The sequence below is a fragment of the Fibrivirga algicola genome, assembly GCF_011742925.1.
GTDB lineage: Bacteria > Bacteroidota > Bacteroidia > Cytophagales > Spirosomataceae > Fibrella > Fibrella algicola.
Genome location: NZ_WAEL01000005.1, coordinates 252,601 through 274,073, shown reverse-complemented (window position 1 = coordinate 274,073; position 21,473 = coordinate 252,601). Strand labels below are relative to the sequence as shown.

Here is a 21,473-nt window from a genome sequence, read left to right as displayed (position 1 = left end):
TTAACCACTCTCTCAAACCAACAATTCGTATGATGAAGGAATTTCGGACATTTGTTGTCCAGGGCAATGTACTTGACCTTGCCGTAGGTGTCATTATTGGTGCGGCCTTTGGCAAAATCACCACCTCACTGGTCGAGGATATCCTTAACCCAATTCTGGGACTAATTACGGGGGGCGTCGATTTCAGCCAGTTGAAGGTAGTACTGAAAGAAGCGGTAGGCGACACGCCAGAAGTAGCCATTCGCTACGGAAACTTCCTGAATGTGCTGATCCAATTTATCATGATTGCCTGGGTCATCTTCCTAATTGTAAAAGCCGCGAATAAACTGCGGAGGACTGAGCCAGAGGTAACTAACTAGTTGTAGCTGCTCATCGATGAATAAAAAGCCCCTTCCTACCAGTCGGGGCTTTTTCGTATTCGCTACTTTTGATAAAAAAAGGCATTTATGCGATTAGTAATTCTGGGTGGTGGTGAATCAGGCGTTGGTGCTGCTCTGCTGGGGCAAGCCAAGGGATACGATGTCTTTTTGTCGGATCGAAGCCCACTGAAGGCAACGTACCTGGACACGCTGCGGGAAGCTGATATTCCATTTGAGGAAGGGCAGCATACCGAAAGCCTGATTCTGAACGCTACAGAAGTGGTTAAAAGCCCGGGCATTCCCGATACGGTACCATTGATATTGAAGTTGAAGGAGTTGGGCATACCCGTCATTTCAGAAATTGAGTTTGCAGCCCGGTACACTACCGCTAAACTCATTGGTATCACTGGCAGTAATGGTAAAACCACAACCACGCTCCTCACCTACCACCTCTTGAAAACAGCAGGACTGAACGTTGGTCTGGCAGGTAATGTCGGCGATAGTTTTGCTAAGCAGGTTATCAACGATACGTTCGATTACTTCGTGTTGGAGCTTAGTAGCTTTCAGCTCGATAGCATGTATAATACCAGGCTCGATACGGCTGTTTTGCTCAATATTACCCCCGACCACCTGGACCGGTATGCCTATGATTTCAAGAACTATGTAGCCAGCAAATTTCGTGTGCTGCAAAACCTGCGTCCCGAAGATACCTTTATCTATTTTCGGGAAAACGCACCAACACAACAGGAATTAGCTCTTCGAAGTCCAAACGTATATACTATTCCGATTTCTCTGAAAACATCCGTAACGCCGGGTGGGTACGTTCAGGAAGGCCGATTGGTAGCTCAGTTTCGCGAACGTCATTTTTCTGCCGAAACCGTTGATTTACCCCTTAAAGGTCCGCACAACGCTTTGAATATGCTGGCCGCTATCCTGGCTGCACAGTCGATGAACGTACCTGACAACGCCATTCTCGAAGGGCTACGCAGCTTCAAAAACGCGGCTCATCGCATGGAGCCTGCAGGCACGATCAATGGAATCCGGTTTATCAACGATTCGAAGGCAACTAACGTTGATTCGGTTTTTTACGCACTCTCGAGCATGGATGCTCCAACGATCTGGATTGCGGGCGGACAAGATAAGGGCAACGAATATAGCCAGCTCGATGAAGTTGTTGGGCAACATGTGAAAGCATTGATTTGCCTTGGTAAAGACAACAAGAAACTAGTTGATTATTTCAGCGATAAGTTGGTAACTATTCGGGAGACACAGGATGTCCGGGAAGCCGTTCAACTGGCCCTCGAGTTGGGACAACCCGGCGACATTGCCATCCTGTCGCCCGCCTGCGCCAGTTTCGACTTATTTAAGAACTACGAAGACCGGGGAAATCAGTTCAAAGCGTGCGTTGCCGAGCAGATAGCCAAACGCAATAGTTACTGAGCCGACAACGCCCCTCACCCATTTGCACGAGTCAGCGCTACTTGTTCACCATTAATTGACCATTGCTCCATATGACCTATTCTATCCGCGACTGGACGCGCGAAAACCTGAAAGGCGACCGGCAAATCTGGTGGATCGTGTTATTCTTGTCCATTTTAAGCGTACTGGTAGTATACAGCGCCACCGGGACAATTGCCTATCAGAAAATGGGCGGCAACACGGAAGCGTACCTGTTTAAACACGGGGCGCTGGTTGTACTCGGTCTGGCCTGCATGTTTCTGGCCCATCGGATCAACTACATTCACTACGCCAGGCTATCGAAATTTGGGCTTTGGCTGTCGGTTCCATTGCTATTGTGGGCTTACTTCAAAGGCACAAACCTCAACGATGCTTCCCGCTGGATTACCATACCCATCATCAACCAGACCTTCCAACCGTCTGACCTGGCTAAACTGGCCTTAATCTCTAACTTGGCCGCCATGTTGGCCAAACGGCAGCGGGTGGCTTACGAGCCTCAGGTACTGGTGAATATGATTGGCTGGATTGGGGTCATCTGCGCGCTTATTGTTATCTCCAACACTTCTACGGCCCTTTTGCTAGGCCTTACCTGCTTTTTGCTCATGTACATCGGGCGGGTACCACGCAGTTACCTGGCAGGCATGGTTGTTTTTTGCATCGTGGTAGGCGGGTTTGCACTCGTGCTGGGACAGCGGTACGAGACCGTGCTGGGTCGGCTGAACCGTTTTCAAGACACCGAGAAGATCGATTATCAGGTTGAGCAGTCTTACATAGCCCTGGCCAATGGCGGTATTACCGGGCAAGGCCCCGGCAATAGTCACCAGCGTAACTTCCTGCCTCACCCTTATTCTGACTTTATTTTTGCCATTATTGTTGAGGAATATGGCCTGCTGGGCGGTATTGCGGTACTGGTTGCCTACCTCTGGCTACTTATGCGAGGTATGCGTGCTATTCAGAGCAGTAGCCGACCGTTTGGGGGGTTACTGTCAGCCGGACTTACGTTTAGTATTGTTATTCAGGCCATGATCAACATGGCTGTCGCTGTAGGCCTGGTGCCCGTTACAGGCCTGCCCTTGCCTCTTTTGAGCATGGGGGGCACTTCGCTCCTGTTTACCGGAGCGGCTATTGGCATTGTAATCGGCGTAAGCCGGGACGAAGCCGACGAGAGCAAACTCTAAAAACGTTTATCGCTTTCCGTTTACGCTTGCTCTAGCTGGTTGAACGTACCTATGCTGGCAGAGCACAGTAAACGGCAAACTGTAACTATCCTTCTATGAACGTAATCATATCTGGCGGGGGAACAGGCGGGCACATCTACCCGGCTATTGCCATTGCCAACGAGTTAAAGCGACTAGACCCCACTACGGAGATTCTCTTTGTGGGGGCGGAGGGCAAGATGGAAATGGAGAAAGTGCCCCGCGCAGGCTACCGCATTGAAGGCTTGCCGGTTGTGGGCATTAAGCGCGAATTAACCCTAACCAATCTGGCCTTCCCGCTCAAGTTAGGTCGGAGTTTATTGCGTGCCCGGCAGATCGTTCGCGATTTCAACCCCGATGTAGCCGTTGGGGTGGGAGGATACGCCAGTGGCCCTACCTTACTAGCGGCCGCATTAGCTAACGTACCTATCCTGATTCAGGAACAGAATTCCTTTGCGGGTCTAACCAACAAGGTCTTGTCGCGCTGGGCAAAGCGCATTTGTGTAGCCTATCCCGGCATGGATAGCTTTTTCCCGGAGGCTAAAATTAAATTAACTGGCAACCCTGTGCGAAGCGATATTCAACTGGCCGACCAGCAGGTGGAAGCCGGCTGGGCACAGTTTGGTCTCTTACCCAACCTGTCGGCCAGGGGCAAAACCGATGGTATACCAACGCTGCTTGTCATTGGAGGCAGTCAGGGAGCCCGAACGCTAAACGAGAGTATTGAGGCTGGTTTACCACAACTTAAGCAAGCAGGCGTTCAGGTAATCTGGCAAACCGGAACGGCGTTTATCGAACGCGCCCGTAAGGCGGTAGAGCAAGCTGGTGCCACCCTGATTCATCCACACGAGTTCATTTACGACATGGCGAAAGCGTATGCCGTGGCCGACGCAGTGGTGTCACGGGCAGGTGCTTTATCGGTGTCTGAATTGTGTATTGTTGGCCGTCCGGCCATTCTGGTTCCGTTGCCAACTGCCGCTGAAGATCACCAGACCCACAATGCTATGGCATTGGTAAACCGCCAGGCGGCTTTGCTGGTTAATGACCGCGATGCACGGCAAATCCTTGTACAGGAAGCGCTGCGCCTGTTGTCTGATAATGAGCAACAGAAAACATTGAGTGAACGCATTAAGCAATTTGCCTTCCCAACTGCAGCGATCGATATTGCTCAAGAGGTGATTCTCCTTACCTCAAGCAGGAAAGTAGTATAAGCTAGTTGCGGAATTGTAAATCACCTAGTTACTTTTGTTAAACTACACGCTACGTCTCCTTGACACCTACATCATTATCCACTATTCGTAATGTTTACTTCCTCGGCATAGGCGGGATAGGCATGAGTGCATTGGCGCGCTGGTTCCTAGTCAACGGCTATAATGTGGCAGGATACGACCGCACGTCGACCCCATTGACAAGCGCCCTGGAGGCGGAGGGAATGACCATCCATTTCGAAGAAGACATTGAGCAGATACCCGCTGAATTCCGAGCCGACCCGGCTCGGACGCTGGTCGTCTATACACCGGCCGTACCGAAAACGCATGCTGAATATATTTACCTGACTGAAAACGGGTTCAGCTTACAAAAGCGATCGCAAGTGTTGGGCCTGCTGGCCGGACGCATGACAACCATCGGCGTTGCGGGCACCCATGGCAAAACCACCACATCATCAATGGTGGCGCATTTACTACGCCAGGCAGGCGTGAACTGTGCGGCATTCCTGGGCGGTATTACGCAGAATTATGGGACAAACTTTCTGCTCAATGAACCTGCTGACGATCTATCGACTGTCATTTGCGTGGTAGAAGCCGATGAATTTGACCGGTCTTTTCTAACCCTCTTTCCGCAGTACGCCATAGTTACGTCTACAGATGCCGATCATCTCGACATTTACGGCGATCACTCCTCGGTACTGGAGTCATTCGCGGCTTATGTCAGTCAGATCAAGCCGGCGGGCATATTGTTTCAACGGCAGGGGTTGGCCCTTGCTGACAAGACGTCGGCCGAGGTACGTACCTACTCGCTGAGCGATGGCGCGTACCATGCTGATAACCTTCGCATCGAGAAAGCACGCTTCGTTTTTGATCTTACCCATCCTGGCGGCACCATAACTGATATCCGGATGGTTATTCCAGGCTTTCACAATGTAGAGAATGCCGTGGCTGCAGCAGCTGTAGCGCTCGAAGTAGGTGTTTCATCCGATGCCATTCGTGAAGGCCTAAACACCTACCGGGGCGTGAAGCGGCGATTCGAGTATGTTCTGGATACTGAAGAAATCGTATTTATTGATGACTATGCTCATCACCCTGCTGAAGTGCAGGCATTTTTGTCATCGGTAAAAGCGCTATATCCAGATCGCGAGTTGACAGTAATTTTCCAGCCACACCTCTTTAGCCGAACTCGTGACTTTGCCGAGGGTTTTGCCGAAAGTCTGTCGCTGGCCGACCATTTAATTCTGCTGGACATTTATCCTGCACGTGAATTACCGATTGACGGCGTGACGTCTGACCTGATTTTGCAGCGCGTTACCTCACAATCGAAACAAATCAGTACCAAAGAAGGCTTACCTGGCGTTCTGCGGAAAATAAAGCCATCGTTACTGGTTACTGTTGGCGCAGGAGACATTGATCAGCAGCTTTCAGCCCTTAAGATTTTATTTAACACCAATGGATAAAATAATTAATTGGCTGAATTAGCTTATCTACAGATGTTTTCTACTTTTAGTAACCGAAAAAAATGGCTTTGGCGATCAATTGGGTGCTTAACCCTTTTTGGTCTGCTTGCGTTTACAGAAAAACGCCTGCACCAACGCTATTGCAAAGCCATCGTCGTTGACATTGATGAGGTGGCTGGGCAACGGTTTCTGACGCGTAGAGACGTTACCGGATTTTTAACCAATAATGGGGCTGATCCCATTGTGGGGCAATTATTCGATGAGATTGATTTGAGTAGTCTTGAGCAACGGCTTAAGAAATACAGTTTAATAAAACAGGCGCACGTGTCCAGTGACTTAGCTGGTAATCTACTCGTCCAGATTGAGCAACCTAAACCGTTGGCTCGATTAATCACTGGTGGCGATGAATTGCGAGCAGTGGGGGGGCAGTATATTAGCGATGGAGGGCGTTTTTTCCCTCTGTCGATGAATTATTCAGCTCGGGTACCCATTCTCTCGGGAGAATGGTTTACTACCCACCGAACCCTGGCCAACAGTACAGGCCAGCCGTTACTGGCCCTGCTTCAGTATATCCACGAGTCGGATCTATGGCGGGCGCAGATTGCGGAAGTGAGTGTTGATAAGTCAGGAAATGTAACCCTGTGGCCACAAGTCGGAAATTACCAGATTGAATTTGGCAAGCCCGATGCTGTGGAAACGAAGTTTAGAAAAGTGAAACTGTTTTATACCCAGATAGCCCCCCAAAAAGGGTGGGACCGCTATCACCGGGTAAGCGTACAGTATCGTAACCAGTTAGTTTGCGAATGATGACCCATCATCAAATGGATGACAAGATTGTGGTAGGACTCGATATCGGTAGCACGAAAGTGTGTGCCGTAGCGGGTCGGTTGTCTCGAAGCAGCAACAACCAGCCTATGCTGGAAGTACTGGGCGTGAGCCGGGCCAACTCGGAAGGCGTGACGAAAGGTAAAGTCATGAATATTACCCGAACGGTCGACGCCATCAACCGGGCTATTGAGGAAGTGTCGAACCAATCCAATGTTGATATTGGATTAGTGAACGTCAGCTTCAGTAACCATAATATTAATTCTCAGAAACAACCGGGTAGCATCACTCGCCTCTCACCGGGCGATGAAGTAACACCCGCTGATATTGATCATCTGTTGCGCGACATGTACCGGACACCTCTGCTGGCCGGTAAAGAAATTGTACATGTCCTGCCGATGGATTTTACCGTCGATAGCGAATCGGGCGTGGAAGACCCTGTTGGCCGGAATGGTGTCAAACTGGGAGCCGATTTCCAGATCATCACTACGCAGTCTGACGCGGCAGTAAACGTCCGTCGGTGCATTGAGCGTACGGCCAGCCACCTACAACGTGATCAGGTACTGCTCTCTCCGCTGGCATCGGCTATGGCTGTACTTACGCCAGAAGAGCGTGAAGCAGGTGTGGCCCTTGTTGACATTGGTGGAGGCACGACTGATTTGGCTATCTACCATCGCAACGTACTACGCCACGTAGCCGTGTTTCCATGGGCAGGTAATTGCCTGACCAATGACATCCAGGATGGCTGCAAGGTGTTACCTCAGCAAGCTGAGGTGTTAAAGACCAAGTTTGGCAATGCCAATCCGTCGACTTACCGCCTCAACGAAGTGGTTTCAGTGCCGGGCTTACCTGGACGACAACCAAAAGATGTGTTGCTACGAAACGTATCGATCATTATTGCCGAACGACTAAAGGAAATTGCTGCTCTGGTACAGGCCGAGATTATCCGGTCTGGTTACAAAGACAAGTTGCTCGGCGGTATTGTGTTAACCGGCGGTTCAGCACTCATCGATGGAATTGACGAGATTTTCAGAACAGTGGCTGACATGGACGTTCGAGTTGGCTATCCCGAACAGTTGGAATACAATTTGCGAGCAGATCTGGTTAGTGATCCGGCCTATGCTACAGCCGTTGGTTTGGTCTGGGCGGGATTTAGAAATGTAGACGATCGTATTTCATTTATTAGTGATCCAGGCCAGCCTGCCAATACGCAGACTAGTCAGGTACGTTCAGCTGATCAGACCCGGCCAACGCAGAAGAGTAATGCAGGTCAGGCAGCCCAACGAACTACGCCCGAACAGCCTGTAGAGAAGCCTGTTACTGGTGTTTTCGATTGGTTAAAAAGTTTGTTTAATCCCAAATTAGGTGATGTAAACGACTCGTATCGGGATTAGTAGTAAAGTAACATCAGCTGGTTTAAATAACTAGTTTCCAGCTGACCATCAGTTACATAGCCAAGTTATAAGTTTTACAATAAAAGTGCCCATTTGCTTTACCCACTGTTATCATGACAAGTCGAACCCCACTCCGCAATCAGGCTATGCTGGACCACGGATTTACCTACGAATTGCCCGACGGTAACGCCCCCATTATTAAAGTAATTGGCGTGGGCGGTGGCGGCAGCAATGCCGTACAGCACATGGTAACCATGGGAGTGAAAGATGTTGAGTTTGCTATTTGCAATACCGACCGGCAAGCGTTGGTTAGCAGCAATGTGCAAACGAAACTCAAACTTGGTACGGGACTCGAAGGGGCTGGCATGGACGTTGAAGTGGGGCGTAAAGCTGCACTCGAAAGTATCGACGAGCTTCGCAATTTACTGGGTGGTTCCATTAAAATGGTGTTCATTACCGCTGGCATGGGCGGAGGCACGGGTACTGGAGCTGCTCCTGTGGTAGCCGAAGTAGCGCGCGAAATGGGTCTGCTTACTGTAGCCGTAGTTACTGCGCCCTACAAATATGAAGGGATAGACAAGCGACAACAGGCTACCGAGGGTATTGAGTTACTAAAGAAAAGCTGTGATACGGTACTGGTTGTCATGAATGACAAGCTAGCCGATCTGTATGGGAAACTCAGCATTCGAAAAGCCTTTGCCCACGCTGACAACGTATTAGCTACAGCCGTAAAGAGTATTGCTGAAGTAATTACAACACGAGGTGATGTAAACACCGACTTCATGGATGTGAAGAAGGTGTTGCAGGAGGCTGGTCCTTCTGTAATGGGTTCGGCAGATGCAGAAGGCGATGACCGTGCCCTGAAAGCCATTCAGGAAGCACTCAATTCGCCTTTGCTAAATGATAGCGACATTGTAGGCGCTAAACGGATTTTGCTGACAATTTCATCAAGTTCGGAATATGAAGCCACATTAGAAGAACAGACGGTTATTTCTAATTACATCGTTGAGAAAATCGGCGAGGAGGCCCGGCTATTTAAAATTGGTGCTATTTTCGATGATACCCTGGGCGCACGCATGCGGGTAACTATTATTGCGGCAGGCTTTGAAACAACGAGCTTTATCGAGAACGTGCCTATTGCCGAAGCGCCAGCAGAAGACCTGGGTACGTCTGCTGAATTGGTCGTTGAAGAAACGAAGCAACAACCTGCCGAAAACGTACTGGCGTCGCTAGAGCTGATCACAGATGATGCCGACGTACGCACACCTACGTTCACTCACGGCGGCCCCACCACGGTACCACCAACAGGTAGCTATGCCAATGGCTTGTCAGGCGTAGGCTACGGCAGTCACAACGGTATAAGCTTAAATCCAACCCGGCAGGAAGACCCAGAGGAAATTCGACAGCTGATCAACGATTTCCTGAATAATCGGTTCAGCGAACGTGAATTGGAGGCACCTGCGTTTAGTCGCCACCGGGTTGTGCTGCACGAGATGCCTTTGCTGCCTGACCACGAGATTATCAGAACGCGCTTATTTGACTAACCATGACTTACGATGCCGTCCGGACAGCCATTATGGCTCTTGAACAGCCCGAACGAGCTTCTTTTGTCTCCCGTTATTTTAAAACACACCCTGGCCAGTATGGCGAGGGTGATGTTTTTTTAGGCCTGTCAATGCCACAACAACATGCCCTGTCGCGTCAGTTCAGCACGATGCCCACTGTAGAAGTAGAGCAGTTGGTTCGTGATTCGTATCACGAGTGCCGCATGGTTGGACTGCTCATCTGGACATTACAAGCTAAACAAGGCGGGAATCTGGTCAGGCAGGAATTGGCTGCCAGGTACGTTGCCAATCGCAGCTACATCAACAATTGGGATCTCGTCGATTCTTCCTGTCCAACTATCCTTGGCTTACTATTGCTAACCAACGATCGATCGATTCTGTATGAGTTGGCAGAGGAGAACCACCTCTGGAGCCAGCGTATTGCAATCGTAACCACCTGGCAATTTATTCGACACAATGTGTTTAGTGATACGTTTGCGCTGGCCGAGAAACTGCTGAGCCATCAACATGATCTAATCCACAAAGCCATTGGCTGGATGTTGCGCGAAGTGGGGAAAAGAGATAAAGAGGCACTCAATGAATTTTTGCGCGACCATATTAGACAGCTTCCCCGCACCGCACTTCGTTCTGCCATTGAACGCCATGAACCAACTCAACGGCAGTATTTTATGACCTTATAAGGCTGGATCAAGCCCTCTGAAGACCACCTTTCATTTTAGTTGAACTAACCAACTCAGCGGTAACTGCGAGTAAGCTCCTCATTTCCTTTGTATCTTTACTCCTCCATTTATCAGAAACAGCCAATGCCGCTCGTTGAGTCAACAGGTTTCCTGAAAAAGGGGTATTGCAAAGACAAACAATATGTCCTGGTTTATACGTAAAGATAAGGGTATCCAAACCCCAACCGAAATGAAACGGGAGGCTCCCGATGGGTTGTGGTATCAGTGCCCAAGTTGCAAGCAGGTGATGCACACCCGCGAACACAAGATGAACGCCTACACTTGTGTACACTGCAACTTCCACGAGAAAATTGGCTCTGACGCTTATTTCTCGCTCCTGTTCGATGATAACACGTTCACCGAACTGGACATTAACATGATTTCGGCCGATCCACTCTCCTTCACCGATACTAAGAAGTACCCCGATCGCATCCGGGCCACGGTGAGTAAGACAGGGCTGAAAGACGCTGTTAGAACGGCGTATGGGCCAATGTACGGCGTTGATATCACCATTGCCTGTATGGATTTCAACTTCATTGGCGGTTCAATGGGCTCGGTGGTAGGTGAGAAAATTGCCCGCGCCATTGATCACTCTTTAGCAAACAAGACGCCCTTTCTGATGATCTCGCGTTCTGGTGGAGCTCGAATGATGGAGGCTGGCTTCTCACTGATGCAGATGGCTAAGACATCGGCCAAACTAGCGCGGTTGTCAGAAGCTAAAATCCCATACATCTCGCTGCTGACCGACCCCACTACAGGCGGTGTCACGGCTTCTTACGCAATGTTGGGTGATTTCAATATCGCTGAACCAAACGCCCTAATCGGCTTTGCCGGGCCACGTGTTATTCGTGAGACAATCGGAAAAGACCTGCCTAAAGGCTTCCAAAGCGCTGAGTTTGTCCTCGAGCATGGCTTCCTCGACTTCATTGTCGACCGCAAAGACCTGAAAGACAAACTGGCGAGTTTGCTGAAGATGATCAGCTAAACCGTTTCTGTTTCACAGTTTGCCGTTTTCTGTTGCGTTACTGGCCCAGTCAGCTTCGCCCCCTGGCAACGCAACAGAAAACGGCAAACTGCAACCAGAAAACTAGTGTTATGCGCCTCGTTCGACATCCGGTTCTGTGCAACTACTACGTGACGTATCGCTGCAATGCGACCTGTAGTTTTTGTGACATCTGGGAACGGCCATCGCCGTATGTAACAATCGAGAATGCGCGCGAGAACTTCCGTGATCTGAAACGGCTTGGCGTGCGGGTCATCGACTTTACGGGGGGTGAACCCCTCCTACACCGCCAATTGCCCGCACTGCTGGCCGAAGCAAAGCAACAGGGCTTTATTACTACTGTTACCACGAACGGGCTCCTCTACCCAAAACAGGCAGAAAGCCTACGCGGCCTGGTAGATATGCTTCACTTTTCGCTCGATTCGCCCAACGCGGATGAACATGATAAAGGGCGTGGGGTACGTTGCTTCGATAAAGTGATGGAATCGATTGCCATCGCCAAAACATTCGGTGAGCGGCCCGACATCCTGTTCACGGTGTTCGAACACAACATCGACCAGATAGAGGCGATGTACAGCGCCATCTGCCAACCCAACGAACTGGTCTTGATTCTTAATCCGGTATTTTCCTACAATACTGTCGATACAGGAGGCGCATTGTCAGAAACGGCTCTACAGGAACTCAGCGATTGGGGAAAGCGGCCGGGCGTATATCTCAATGATGGATTTGTGCAGCTTCGGCGTGATGGTGGCAATCGCGTTACGAAGCCTGTGTGTAGAGCAGCGAGCACGACGCTTGTCATTTCCCCCCATAATGAACTGGTTCTTCCCTGTTATCATCTGGGTCTTAAACGTTTCCCGATCGACGGACAGTTGCAGTCATTGTATCAATCGGAGGAGGTGCAAAAGCTAGTAGCCCTGGAAGGGCGACTTCCGGCTTGCGAAGGCTGTGCAATCAATTGTTATATGCAACCTTCGTTTGCCGTTGAGATCTCGAAATATTGGTGGAAAGCCCTACCCAGTACTTTGAAATATAACTACATGAAAGGCACCTGGAAGCAGTTGTTTTAGGCTGCTCCAGAAGCAGAACAAGTTGCCAATCTGACTACAGTTTTTCATGAATGCACCAGACGCGCATGGTGTGCCTGTATAGCCAGTCGCCTGTATTCAGAATTGAATACCTGTACCTCTTTCTATGATCGACAGTATATAACCCGCGCTACAGGTCATCAGGGAATTTTAGAGCGGCTCAAAATCGTGCGGAATGAGTACGTCAAACCAACCAATCTCAGATCATTGATTTACCATCAGTAGTGTACTGCGCGGGATAACTGAATTTATCGAACGCATTTATTAGCTCCGACATGAAGATCGAGTAGTAAGCGATAAAGGCAGCAGACAGCGAAGTCGGCTCGGGCCGGAACATAATAATCAACTAGCCATAAGCTACAGCGCCGGAACTGATCAGTTCCGGCGCTGTAGCTTATGGCTAGTTGGCTTAAATCCGCTTGTCCAGCTCAGGTTTAAAGGGCTGGTTATAAAAACGCTTTCCCTTGTTTTTGTACAAGGCGTTGGCCACGGCACCAAAAACCGGCGGGAACGGTGGCTCACCCAAGCCAGTTGGATCAAGGTCATTGTCAACGAAGTGCACCTCAATTTGTTTAGGAGCCTCGTTATGCCTGATCATTCGGTAATTGTGGAAGTTGCTTTGCTCAGCGGCGCCATTTTTAAGGGTTAAAGCGCCGTAAAATGCGTTACCAATACCGTCCACGACTGCTCCCTGCACCATGTTCTTAGCCGCATCGGGGTTTACGACAATACCGCAATCCATTGCACTAAACACCCGTTCTACGTAAGGTTCGCCATCACGGGTGACCATATCGACCACGTGTGCCGCGTAGGAGTTGTGACAGAAATAAGCGGCCACGCCCCGATTATACTTCTCGGCACCCGGCTTATTCCAGCCCGATTTATCACGGACTAGTTTAAGCACACTGGCATATCGATCGGCATCATATTCATTGTTTTTGCCGACCGGGCTTTCTTTAGCCCGTTTCAGAAGGTCAAGACGGAATTCGATCGGGTCTTTACCCATAGCCTCGGCCACCTCGTCCAGAAAGGATTGCTCGGCGGCGGCATTGAAGTTGGAACGCGGCGCCCGGAACGCACCAATGGTGATGTTGGACGGAACCTCCCAGCCTTCGGCCAGATAGTTGTCCACAGCTCCGGCCGGAAAACGGTTGGCATGAATCGCGTGTTCCGGTATGCCCCCCCCTTTCACATGGAAGCCAATCAGATTTTTGTTAGCATCCAGCGCCGCACGATACGTAGCTGTGTACATCGGGCGGTAGATGCCATAGGTCATGTCGTCTTCGCGGGTGTACATTAGTTTGATAGGGGCTTTGACCTGTTTCGAGATCATAGCCGCCTCATACAGATACTGACCATACGCCCGGCGACCAAAGCCCCCACCCATACGCGTCATCTGAATTTCGATCTTATCAGCAGGTAGGTTGATGAGTTTAGCCAGCGTCGGTTCCGCCCAGCCCGGTGCTTGCAAAGGCCCGGCAACCAGCGCTTTTTCATCTGTTACATGGGCAAAGAAATTCATCGGCTCCATACAGTTATGAGCCAAAAACGGGGCATTGTAGGTACGTTCGATCACCTGCGCCGCATTTTTGAATGCCGCTTCGGGGTCGCCGTCTTTCCGTAGTTGCTGAGCCGATTTACTGGCTAGTTCCTGCATTTTTTCGAGCTGAGCACTGGTTGTCTCCAGGTTACCCGGTACGGTAACCTCGCGCTTTCCGCCCCGACCCATCATGGTATCTTTCACGTCGCCGGCAGGCTCCCACTGGGCCACTAGTTTCTTGCGGGCATTCATCACCTCCCAGGTAGTCTTGCCCACCACAACCAGCAAATCGTTGAACGTGCGCGTATCAAAACCGCCCTGCTCAAAACCGTCGGGATACAGTTTTAGGGTGAACACATCTTTAATACCCGGCATTTTAAGAGCCTGCGCTGCATCGAACGATTTCAGTTTCATACCGAAAGCGGGTGGATGCTGGATCATGGCGATCATCATCCCGCTGGCCCGGTAGTCTAAACCGAATAGTGGTTTGCCCGTTACTATCTTTTTGCCTTCGACGTTCTTCTTTGAATTACTGACAATGGTGAAGTCTTTCGGAGCTTTTAGCTTCATGCCCTTGGGTACAGGCAGGGTAGCGGCCTTGCTGGCCATCTCGCCATATTTCGCCGATTTTCCGCTGGCATGATGCAGCACGCCAGCTTTGGTCGTCACTTCAGCAACAGGTACGTTCCAGGTTTGGGCAGCGGCTTCGCACAACATCTGGCGAGCAGCGGCACCAGCTTCCCGGAGCGGTTTCCAGTACATCCGAATCGAATTGCTGCCGCCTGTAAACTGTGGCCCTAGTTTCGCATTGTCGTGGGGCCCCATTTCAACGATCACGTTTTTCCAATCGGCATCCAACTCTTCTGCCACCATCATCGGCAGCGCCGTCATCACGTTCTGGCCAAATTCCGGGTTGGGGCAAATGAGCTTAATGACGTTGTCGGGCGTGATCTGAATGTAGCCGTTGAGTTGCGCCCACTGCTCCGGCAGGTTCAATGCCTCCAGCTTATCAGCGGCTACGGCCTTAGATAACCAGCTCACGCTGAGTAGCATACCGCCGCCCGATAGGAGCGACGTTTTTAAGAAGGAACGCCTGTTATACGTTGTTCTGCTTGTTTTCATGGTCAAGGTTCTGTTTCCGAATTGACAACAGGATGATTACTTCTTAGCCGCTGATTTAATGGCGTCTTTAATGCGTAGGTACGTCCCGCACCGGCAGATATTGCCACTCATGGCAGCGTCGATGTCGGCATCGCTGGGCTTCGGATTAGTTTTCAGCAACGAAGCGGCACTCATGATCTGCCCTGCCTGACAGTAGCCACACTGAGCCACATCATGTTCAAGCCACGCTTTCTGCACCGGGTGGTCACCGTTGGCCGACAACCCTTCGATAGTGGTAATGGCTTCCTTGCCAACGGCCGACACAGGCAACTGACAGGAGCGAACCGCCGTTCCACCCAGGTGAACCGTACAAGCTCCGCATTGAGCCATGCCACAACCGTATTTGGTACCGGTTAGGTCAAGATGGTCGCGCAGCACCCAAAGCATCGGCGTTGATGGATCGACGTCCACGAGCCTGCTTTTTCCGTTGATTTTTAAGTTATACTTTGCCAAGGTGTAAAAATTTAAGGATTTATACTGAATAGAGACGTAGTCAGTACGCTACTGCTACGCCTCACATTTTATACTGCCTGCGTCGAGACGAACTGGCCATTGAAAACTAACGAATTAACCACGAGCAGACTCCCCTATTCAGGTGTGAGCGTCGGGTGGTTACCTACAAAGGTCCTCTTCACTTTAGTACCAATTGGTATATAAATTACGGATTTCACTACCATTTTCACTGACTTATCCTGGCAAACCCTATTTGCCAGAACGAAAAGCTAAGTTATTCATCTAAAGACGCTTTAGCTATCAGTGAGTGCCAGTATTTCGCTGTGGAGTTATTTATGAATCACCCAGCATCCTGCTTTCTTATCAACTGTCGCTCGCCCATCACTTCTATTCAGTAGGTTTGGCTCATGGTTGCTTCAATTCGATTAGTCCTGCTCATTGACCTGCTTCTCACCCTTGGTCAGCCCGCTTGGGCCCAGCCGATACCTTCCATAACCCCACCTGGCGAATCGGGTATAAACAAAGGGCGTTTCATTGGGGTGGCAGTTGGCACAGCAGCCTTTTACACCGTAACACTGCTGCTATTACGGAAACAGTGGTATAAGAAAAAAATGCCTTTTCACATGTTCAATGACAACCGCGAGTGGCTTCAGATGGATAAGGTAGGCCACATGGCTACTGCCTATTGCATGAGTCGGGGTGGTTACGAACTGATGCGATGGAGTGGTGTCGATGAACGAGCCAGCATTCTGACCGGCGGTTTACTGGCTTTGCTGTTTCAAACTACACTCGAAGTATACGATGGACATGCCGACGGATGGGGGTTTTCGAAAGGCGATATGGTTGCCAACGTGGCCGGAACCGCTTTGTTTATGGGGCAACAAATTGGGACCGGGCAACAGGCAGTGAGCCTGAAATATGGGTTTCGCAAAACAATCTACCCCCCCTTTCGACCCAATTTATTAGGGAAAACTGTTGGTCAACAAATGCTGAAAGACTACAATGGACAACAATATTGGTTGTCGGTCAATCTGGCCTCGGTGCTGCCGGTCGGCTCTGATTTTCCGCGTTGGCTGAATATGGACATCGGCTACAGCGGTAGTGGCATGACGGGGGGGCACGAAAACCCACCCATGACCGACAAGGCCGGAAACTCCATCGAATTCAAACGCTACCGGCAGTTTTTTATCTCACCAGACGTGGATCTATCCCGCATTAATCAGCCCAATCCGTTGCATCCGCTACCCTGGCAGAGGCTGGTTGGTACAGTCCAGTTTTTTAAAATAGCCGCCCCCTCCCTTGAATTCAATCCTGAAAAAGGACTTCGGTTTCATCCACTCCTGCTGCCAAACGACTGATTACGTACATAAAGAATACCTTCAACAAGAATCAATATGCTTGTGTCCGAGTGGTTATCCTTTATCAGCACTTCTCCGCACTACATCCACAACAGTACCGTTGTGGGCGTAGACCCTAAACTGAGCGCCCAACTCTTCGGCACGCCGCTTCATGTTATGAATGCCATAATGCCGATCGCCACCTTCAGCAACGACTTCATTTAAGCCACGGCCATTATCGTGAATTGTGAGGTGAAAAGCACCATTAGACCGAATGGTCAGCCAGACATCAGCGTGTGTCGCCTGAGCATGCTTGACCACATTGCTGAGTGCCTCCTGCACAATCCGAAAAAAATTGAGCACCTGAACTGATGAAAGCGGCTCACCAGGATCACCCTCAATTCGTACATCAACTTCAAGTCCGTTGAGTTGCTGAACGTACCTGTTAACATACTGATTGAGTCGTTCTTCGAATTCATCAATTGTGAAACTCTCCTGGTTGATTGCCCAGATTGTTTCCCGAAGCGTGCGGATAGCCTCCCGGGCGTAACCTACTACCGTCCGCAGTTCATCGGCAAGGCGAAGTGGTTGAGCACCGTTATCCTGCCTGTTTTCTTGACCAGTACTTACCGGCACCTGCTCAGCTTGGTGGCTAATGTGCAATAGACTGGTGATCATCAGAGCCAGTTGCGCACCTACATTATCATGCAGATCGCGGGCAATGCGCTCCTTTTCCTCCAACATAGTATTCCTGAGGGCCAACGACTGCACTTCGCTGGCATACGAGGTACGTTCTTTTTCGCGCTGACTTCGAAGCAGCCGATCGTTCCTGTCGCGCATCAACTTATAGCGATACGCCAGCCCGAACGTTAAAGCAAGCACTTCAAAAAGTGCTGCCACAGCATACCACTGAAAATCGACAACAGGCCCGTAGGTAGGTATCAGCCCAAAATTGGCCAGCACCTGTCCAAAATTGAGCAGGTAAAAAGGCGATACTGCTACTAAATACAACCACCCCGCACTCACGTAATAGCGCTTTCTGATACTGACCAACACAAAAGCGCCAATCAGCGGCATGGGCAACCAATAGAGCAGAACAAAAAGACGAGAAAATGTTATCTCCAACGCTTCTGAGTACGCACCCCATATTTCGGCGGTAAGCATCAGCAGGCATCCCAGGCCCGCTAGTAAGCAGATCGAACTTAGTTGATGCAACCAGCGAGCGGGCGTTCGTTTCAGGGATAAGAATATGCGAATGAAAACCAGCTGTGAATAGAACAGCAACAGTGGGAACAGAAAGTAGATATTTTGCCGGGGCAACCAGAATTGAGCGTTAAAGGCAAACTGGTTCATGAATCCATCGTTAATGAAGAAGAACCCGATCAGGCACAATACGCAGAACATATAGCTCCAATAAATAGAGTCGCGGGTTGTGATGAAAAAGAACAGGCTCATCACACCAACGAAGAGTAACGATAACAGAACACCGCCCCAAAAAAGGTATTCACGCGGCATGTTAGCGGCATACCCGGCTTCTTGCCACAGCACCAGGGGAATTACCTGCGTACCGCGCAGCTTAAACACCCGCAGATACACAAAGTAGTCTGCCCCGGCAGGTACGTTGATCGGGAAGGAAAAATAGCGGTCCAGAATAGGGCGGGCACCAACGGGAGTTCGCCAGCCGAGTATGGGTGATATTGTAAGCACAGAATCGCGGACCGGATCAACGGTGATCAGTTGAAGCGAGTCGAAGCACCAAAAACTGATCCGGGCATAAAGCCGTTTCTGCTGGTGCGTGGCGTTCTGCAGCCTGAAGCGAATCCAGATGGGGTTGGGGTGGGCCGTCGCCCCAGTATAACCCGCATTAGGGATCATCCGACCTATGGGCAAAAAGGCCTGATGCACCACGGCTGCCAACGTTTGCTGTCTGGTTGAGTCAATAAAGAATTCTATTGTTCCATCAGTAGACACAGGTGCCCTTAGATCGTCTGTGTCGGTCAGAACCACGGCATCAGCTCTCTGGGCGTAAGCCCGAATCGGCATACACAAGCAGAAAAAAAGGAGAAGACCGGTCAGCCACCAGATCCGCATGACTCACATCAGGTTATTTCCAAAAATAAACGGACGTACCTATGGTGCAACAAACTACTGAGGTAAAGGTAATTATGCATTGGGCTGGTGACGGGTTAGCCTAACAATTCCGGCCCGCTTTTTGCCGTTAAGTAGCGTATACAGATCATCCTCCCCTAACTCAACTCATGCGTCTGCCTGCTTTATTCTTCGTCTTATTGCTCGTTGGCCTACTTCCCTCCTTTCGTCCGTCAGCCGAGCCCACGGTAACACCTCTGGCTGTTAGAGAGGGCAAAAAAATAAACTGGATCAGCTTCAGGGAAGCGTTTGAACTAAACCAGAAAGCGCCGCGCAAAATCATTATCGACGTCTATACAGGCTGGTGCGGCTGGTGCAAGGTGATGGACCAGAAAACGTTCACCCAACCTGCCATCATCGACTACGTGAACGCCCACTTCTACGCCGTAAAGCTCGATGCCGAACAGGAGGCCGACATCACCGTTGGCGGACAGACATTCCGCAAGCAGGGCAGTGCGCATCAACTAGCCATCAACCTGCTACAGGGTAAAATGAGCTACCCTTCAACGGTGTTTCTTGACGAAAAAATGGCGATGATTCAGCCCATCGCCGGGTATCTGGAGCCGCGGATGTTTCACCAGATCATTACGTATTTCGGCGGTAACTACCAGGCTAAAGAGCCCTTCGACTCATTCAAGGCAGGTACATACGTGAAAGAGTTCCAGCCTGCCATGCCTACGCCAGCGAGCGGGAAGTAGTTTCTGGCTTTGTTGACCTATATTTAAGGTCCAGACAACCAGTCAACTTCATGCACAAACAAGTACGTCTTCTGCTCATCTGCGCCGTTAGTTTCGCCGCGGGTGCGTTCATTACCCGCTACGACGACCCCAAGCAGCCTATCACTGCCGAGATGGCCGATGTGGGGGCCAAACTATTCGGCCTGTCGTTTACCAAAGCCGAGTGCGATTCGATGGTCGATAACCTGAACGATCAGCGCCGCGACTTCGAAACCATCCGCACGGTTAAGTTAACCAACGATGTAGCCCCCGCCCTCTACTTCAACCCCCTGCCTACAGGCTTTGTCATGCCTACAGGCGCGAGCTCGTTCAAGGCGTCAACCCTGCCAGGTCAGGTACGTATGCCCGCCAACCGCGACGATCTGGCTTTCTACACCGTAGCACAATTGGGCGAATTGATCCGCACGAAACAGATTTCGTCGGAAGCGCTCACGCAGTTTTTCCTGACCCGGCTGAAGACCTACGGGCCAACGCTGTTCAATGTCATTACCCTTACGGAGGAACTAGCCCTTGAACAGGCACGCCGCGCCGATGCGGAACTCAAAGCGGGCAAGTACCGGGGGCCGCTGCACGGTATTCCTTATGGCGCTAAAGACCTACTGGCCCGCCGGGGATACAAAACAACCTGGGGATCGGTGCCTTACAAAGATCAGGTGCTTGATTACGACGCTACCGTTATTAAGAAGTTGGAAGATGCCGGCGCTGTGCTTTGCGCCAAGCTAGCCATGGGCGAACTGGCCATGGGCGATGTGTGGTTCGGCGGCAAAAGCCGTAACCCCTGGAAATCGGAGCTGGGCTCCAGCGGTTCATCGGCGGGTTCGGGCAGTACGGTATCAGCGGGGCTACTACCGTTCGCTATCGGCACCGAAACACTCGGTTCCATTGTGTCACCGTCAACGGTTTGCGGCATCACCGGTTTGCGCCCAACCTACGGACGGGTGAGCCGCTACGGTGCTATGGCCCTGTCGTGGTCGATGGACAAGATTGGCCCAATGGCCCGCACCGTTGAAGATTGCGCCTTGGTATTCAACGCTATACAGGGCCCTGACCACCTCGACCCCACGGTTATGAACGCACCGTTTCGCTACGCACCAATGGCCTCGCTGAAAGGGGTTCGGATTGGCGTCGTGCAGAAAGCATTCGACAGCACGTACCCCAACAAAGCCAACGACCAGGCTACGCTCGATATGCTGAAAAAGCTTGGCGCCACGCTCGTTCCGATTGAGCTTCCCCCCTTCCGTTACGCTGCACTGACCATGATCATCGGGGTTGAAGGCGCCGCCGCCTTTGATGAACTCACGCGCTCAGACCGGGACAGTCTGATGGTACGACAGGGCAAATCGGCCTGGCCCAACGAGTTCCGGTCGTCGCGTTACATTCCGGCCGTTGAATACCTACAGGCCAACCGCATACGTACCCAGCTCATCAACCAAATGTACGATGTGCTGAAGAAGGCGCAGGTCGACGTGTACATCACGCCTGCTTATGCGGGGGGCAACCTGCAATTGACCAACCTGACGGGTCACCCCTGCGTGGTGTTACCAAATGGTTTCAACGCGCAGCAGACGCTTACCAGCATTACGATCAATGGCCAACTTTTCGCCGAAGGGTCTGTGCTGGCCGTGGCAAAAGCGTATCAGGATGCGACAGAGTGGCATAAAAAACACCCTGTTTTGAATTAAAACCTGGACGACAAGAACTGAGAAGCAGCGGATAAGCATCTCTTTGCTTTATGCAGGAGGATCGCCTCCTTATATCACTTCTTACCGCTTGCTTTTCAACGCTTGTCTCTCATCTCTTTTATCTTAATTCTTGACTCTTA

General features: G+C 50.7%; 17 protein-coding genes. 14 read left to right on the top strand and 3 right to left on the bottom strand.

What is annotated here, in order from left to right:
- Positions 1-29 precede the first annotated feature (29 nt).
- The 11 genes from mscL (at position 30) to F7231_RS15175 (ending at position 12,257) form a co-directional block, all read left to right on the top strand.
- On the top strand, positions 30-359 hold the full coding sequence (mscL, locus tag F7231_RS15225) for a large-conductance mechanosensitive channel protein MscL (protein WP_085411349.1): 330 nt from the start codon (positions 30-32) through the stop codon (positions 357-359).
- Between the two features lie 87 nt (positions 360-446).
- Positions 447-1,799, top strand: a complete 1,353-nt coding sequence (gene murD / locus F7231_RS15220) for a UDP-N-acetylmuramoyl-L-alanine--D-glutamate ligase (RefSeq protein ID WP_166692510.1) — start codon at positions 447-449, stop codon at positions 1,797-1,799.
- Positions 1,800-1,870: 71 nt separating this feature from the next.
- On the top strand, positions 1,871-2,995 hold the full coding sequence (locus tag F7231_RS15215) for an FtsW/RodA/SpoVE family cell cycle protein (protein WP_085411352.1): 1,125 nt from the start codon (positions 1,871-1,873) through the stop codon (positions 2,993-2,995).
- A gap of 95 nt (positions 2,996-3,090) precedes the next feature.
- Positions 3,091-4,224, top strand: a complete 1,134-nt coding sequence (gene murG / locus F7231_RS15210) for an undecaprenyldiphospho-muramoylpentapeptide beta-N-acetylglucosaminyltransferase (RefSeq protein ID WP_166692509.1) — start codon at positions 3,091-3,093, stop codon at positions 4,222-4,224.
- A 122-nt stretch (positions 4,225-4,346) separates the two neighbouring features.
- On the top strand, positions 4,347-5,681 hold the full coding sequence (murC, locus tag F7231_RS15205) for a UDP-N-acetylmuramate--L-alanine ligase (RefSeq protein ID WP_229370007.1): 1,335 nt from the start codon (positions 4,347-4,349) through the stop codon (positions 5,679-5,681).
- A 9-nt stretch (positions 5,682-5,690) separates the two neighbouring features.
- Positions 5,691-6,488 (top strand): cell division protein FtsQ/DivIB, encoded by a 798-nt coding sequence (locus F7231_RS15200; RefSeq protein ID WP_310589328.1) that lies wholly within the window; start codon positions 5,691-5,693, stop codon positions 6,486-6,488.
- Positions 6,485-7,900, top strand: coding sequence for a cell division protein FtsA (gene ftsA / locus F7231_RS15195; RefSeq protein WP_374757380.1), 1,416 nt, complete (start codon positions 6,485-6,487; stop codon positions 7,898-7,900). The genes F7231_RS15200 and ftsA overlap by 4 nt, the downstream gene beginning before the upstream one ends.
- A gap of 113 nt (positions 7,901-8,013) precedes the next feature.
- A complete protein-coding gene (ftsZ, locus tag F7231_RS15190; protein WP_310589198.1) occupies positions 8,014-9,444 on the top strand; it encodes a cell division protein FtsZ in 1,431 nt (476 codons plus the stop codon).
- Positions 9,445-9,446: 2 nt separating this feature from the next.
- Entirely contained in the window at positions 9,447-10,145 is a 699-nt protein-coding gene (locus F7231_RS15185; protein WP_166692507.1) for a DNA alkylation repair protein, read from the top strand.
- A 181-nt stretch (positions 10,146-10,326) separates the two neighbouring features.
- The gene (accD, locus tag F7231_RS15180; protein ID WP_166692506.1) at positions 10,327-11,169 is read left to right on the top strand and encodes an acetyl-CoA carboxylase, carboxyltransferase subunit beta; all 843 of its coding nucleotides are present in this window, start codon (positions 10,327-10,329) and stop codon (positions 11,167-11,169) included.
- 110 nt (positions 11,170-11,279) lie between these two features.
- Positions 11,280-12,257: a radical SAM protein gene (locus F7231_RS15175; RefSeq protein ID WP_166692505.1), complete on the top strand. Its 978-nt coding sequence runs from the start codon at positions 11,280-11,282 to the stop codon at positions 12,255-12,257.
- A 427-nt stretch (positions 12,258-12,684) separates the two neighbouring features.
- On the opposite strand, the gene F7231_RS15170 is transcribed toward F7231_RS15175, so the two are convergent.
- Both F7231_RS15170 and F7231_RS15165 read right to left on the bottom strand, forming a co-directional pair.
- Positions 12,685-14,937, bottom strand: a complete 2,253-nt coding sequence (locus F7231_RS15170; protein WP_166692504.1) for a xanthine dehydrogenase family protein molybdopterin-binding subunit — start codon at positions 14,935-14,937, stop codon at positions 12,685-12,687.
- A gap of 36 nt (positions 14,938-14,973) precedes the next feature.
- Positions 14,974-15,429 carry a (2Fe-2S)-binding protein gene (locus F7231_RS15165; protein WP_085411366.1) on the bottom strand — a complete coding sequence of 152 codons (456 nt, stop codon included), beginning with the start codon at positions 15,427-15,429 and terminating at the stop codon, positions 14,974-14,976.
- A 407-nt stretch (positions 15,430-15,836) separates the two neighbouring features.
- Between F7231_RS15165 and F7231_RS15160 the strand changes: the two genes are divergently transcribed.
- Positions 15,837-16,787 carry a DUF2279 domain-containing protein gene (locus F7231_RS15160; RefSeq protein ID WP_085411367.1) on the top strand — a complete coding sequence of 317 codons (951 nt, stop codon included), beginning with the start codon at positions 15,837-15,839 and terminating at the stop codon, positions 16,785-16,787.
- 54 nt (positions 16,788-16,841) lie between these two features.
- On the opposite strand, the gene F7231_RS15155 is transcribed toward F7231_RS15160, so the two are convergent.
- Entirely contained in the window at positions 16,842-18,857 is a 2,016-nt protein-coding gene (locus F7231_RS15155) for a sensor histidine kinase (protein WP_229369976.1), read from the bottom strand.
- Between the two features lie 167 nt (positions 18,858-19,024).
- Here F7231_RS15155 and F7231_RS15150 point away from each other — a divergent pair, with 167 nt between their 5' ends.
- Both F7231_RS15150 and F7231_RS15145 read left to right on the top strand, forming a co-directional pair.
- On the top strand, positions 19,025-19,612 hold the full coding sequence (locus F7231_RS15150) for a thioredoxin family protein (RefSeq protein ID WP_085411371.1): 588 nt from the start codon (positions 19,025-19,027) through the stop codon (positions 19,610-19,612).
- Positions 19,613-19,662: 50 nt separating this feature from the next.
- Complete coding sequence (locus tag F7231_RS15145; RefSeq protein WP_166692503.1) at positions 19,663-21,333, top strand: amidase; 1,671 nt, start codon at positions 19,663-19,665, stop codon at positions 21,331-21,333.
- Positions 21,334-21,473 lie beyond the last annotated feature (140 nt).

Coding starts and splice junctions, on each gene's coding strand:
- murC (WP_229370007.1), top strand. CDS start 4,347: ATGAGTGCATTGGCGCGCTGGTTCCTAGTCAACGGCTATAATGTGGCA.
- F7231_RS15145 (WP_166692503.1), top strand. CDS start 19,663: ATGCACAAACAAGTACGTCTTCTGCTCATCTGCGCCGTTAGTTTCGCC.
- murD (WP_166692510.1), top strand. CDS start 447: ATGCGATTAGTAATTCTGGGTGGTGGTGAATCAGGCGTTGGTGCTGCT.
- ftsA (WP_374757380.1), top strand. CDS start 6,485: ATGATGACCCATCATCAAATGGATGACAAGATTGTGGTAGGACTCGAT.
- accD (WP_166692506.1), top strand. CDS start 10,327: ATGTCCTGGTTTATACGTAAAGATAAGGGTATCCAAACCCCAACCGAA.
- F7231_RS15160 (WP_085411367.1), top strand. CDS start 15,837: ATGGTTGCTTCAATTCGATTAGTCCTGCTCATTGACCTGCTTCTCACC.
- F7231_RS15185 (WP_166692507.1), top strand. CDS start 9,447: ATGACTTACGATGCCGTCCGGACAGCCATTATGGCTCTTGAACAGCCC.
- murG (WP_166692509.1), top strand. CDS start 3,091: ATGAACGTAATCATATCTGGCGGGGGAACAGGCGGGCACATCTACCCG.
- F7231_RS15170 (WP_166692504.1), bottom strand. CDS start 14,937: ATGAAAACAAGCAGAACAACGTATAACAGGCGTTCCTTCTTAAAAACG.
- mscL (WP_085411349.1), top strand. CDS start 30: ATGATGAAGGAATTTCGGACATTTGTTGTCCAGGGCAATGTACTTGAC.
- F7231_RS15215 (WP_085411352.1), top strand. CDS start 1,871: ATGACCTATTCTATCCGCGACTGGACGCGCGAAAACCTGAAAGGCGAC.
- F7231_RS15175 (WP_166692505.1), top strand. CDS start 11,280: ATGCGCCTCGTTCGACATCCGGTTCTGTGCAACTACTACGTGACGTAT.
- F7231_RS15155 (WP_229369976.1), bottom strand. CDS start 18,857: ATGCGGATCTGGTGGCTGACCGGTCTTCTCCTTTTTTTCTGCTTGTGT.
- ftsZ (WP_310589198.1), top strand. CDS start 8,014: ATGACAAGTCGAACCCCACTCCGCAATCAGGCTATGCTGGACCACGGA.
- F7231_RS15150 (WP_085411371.1), top strand. CDS start 19,025: ATGCGTCTGCCTGCTTTATTCTTCGTCTTATTGCTCGTTGGCCTACTT.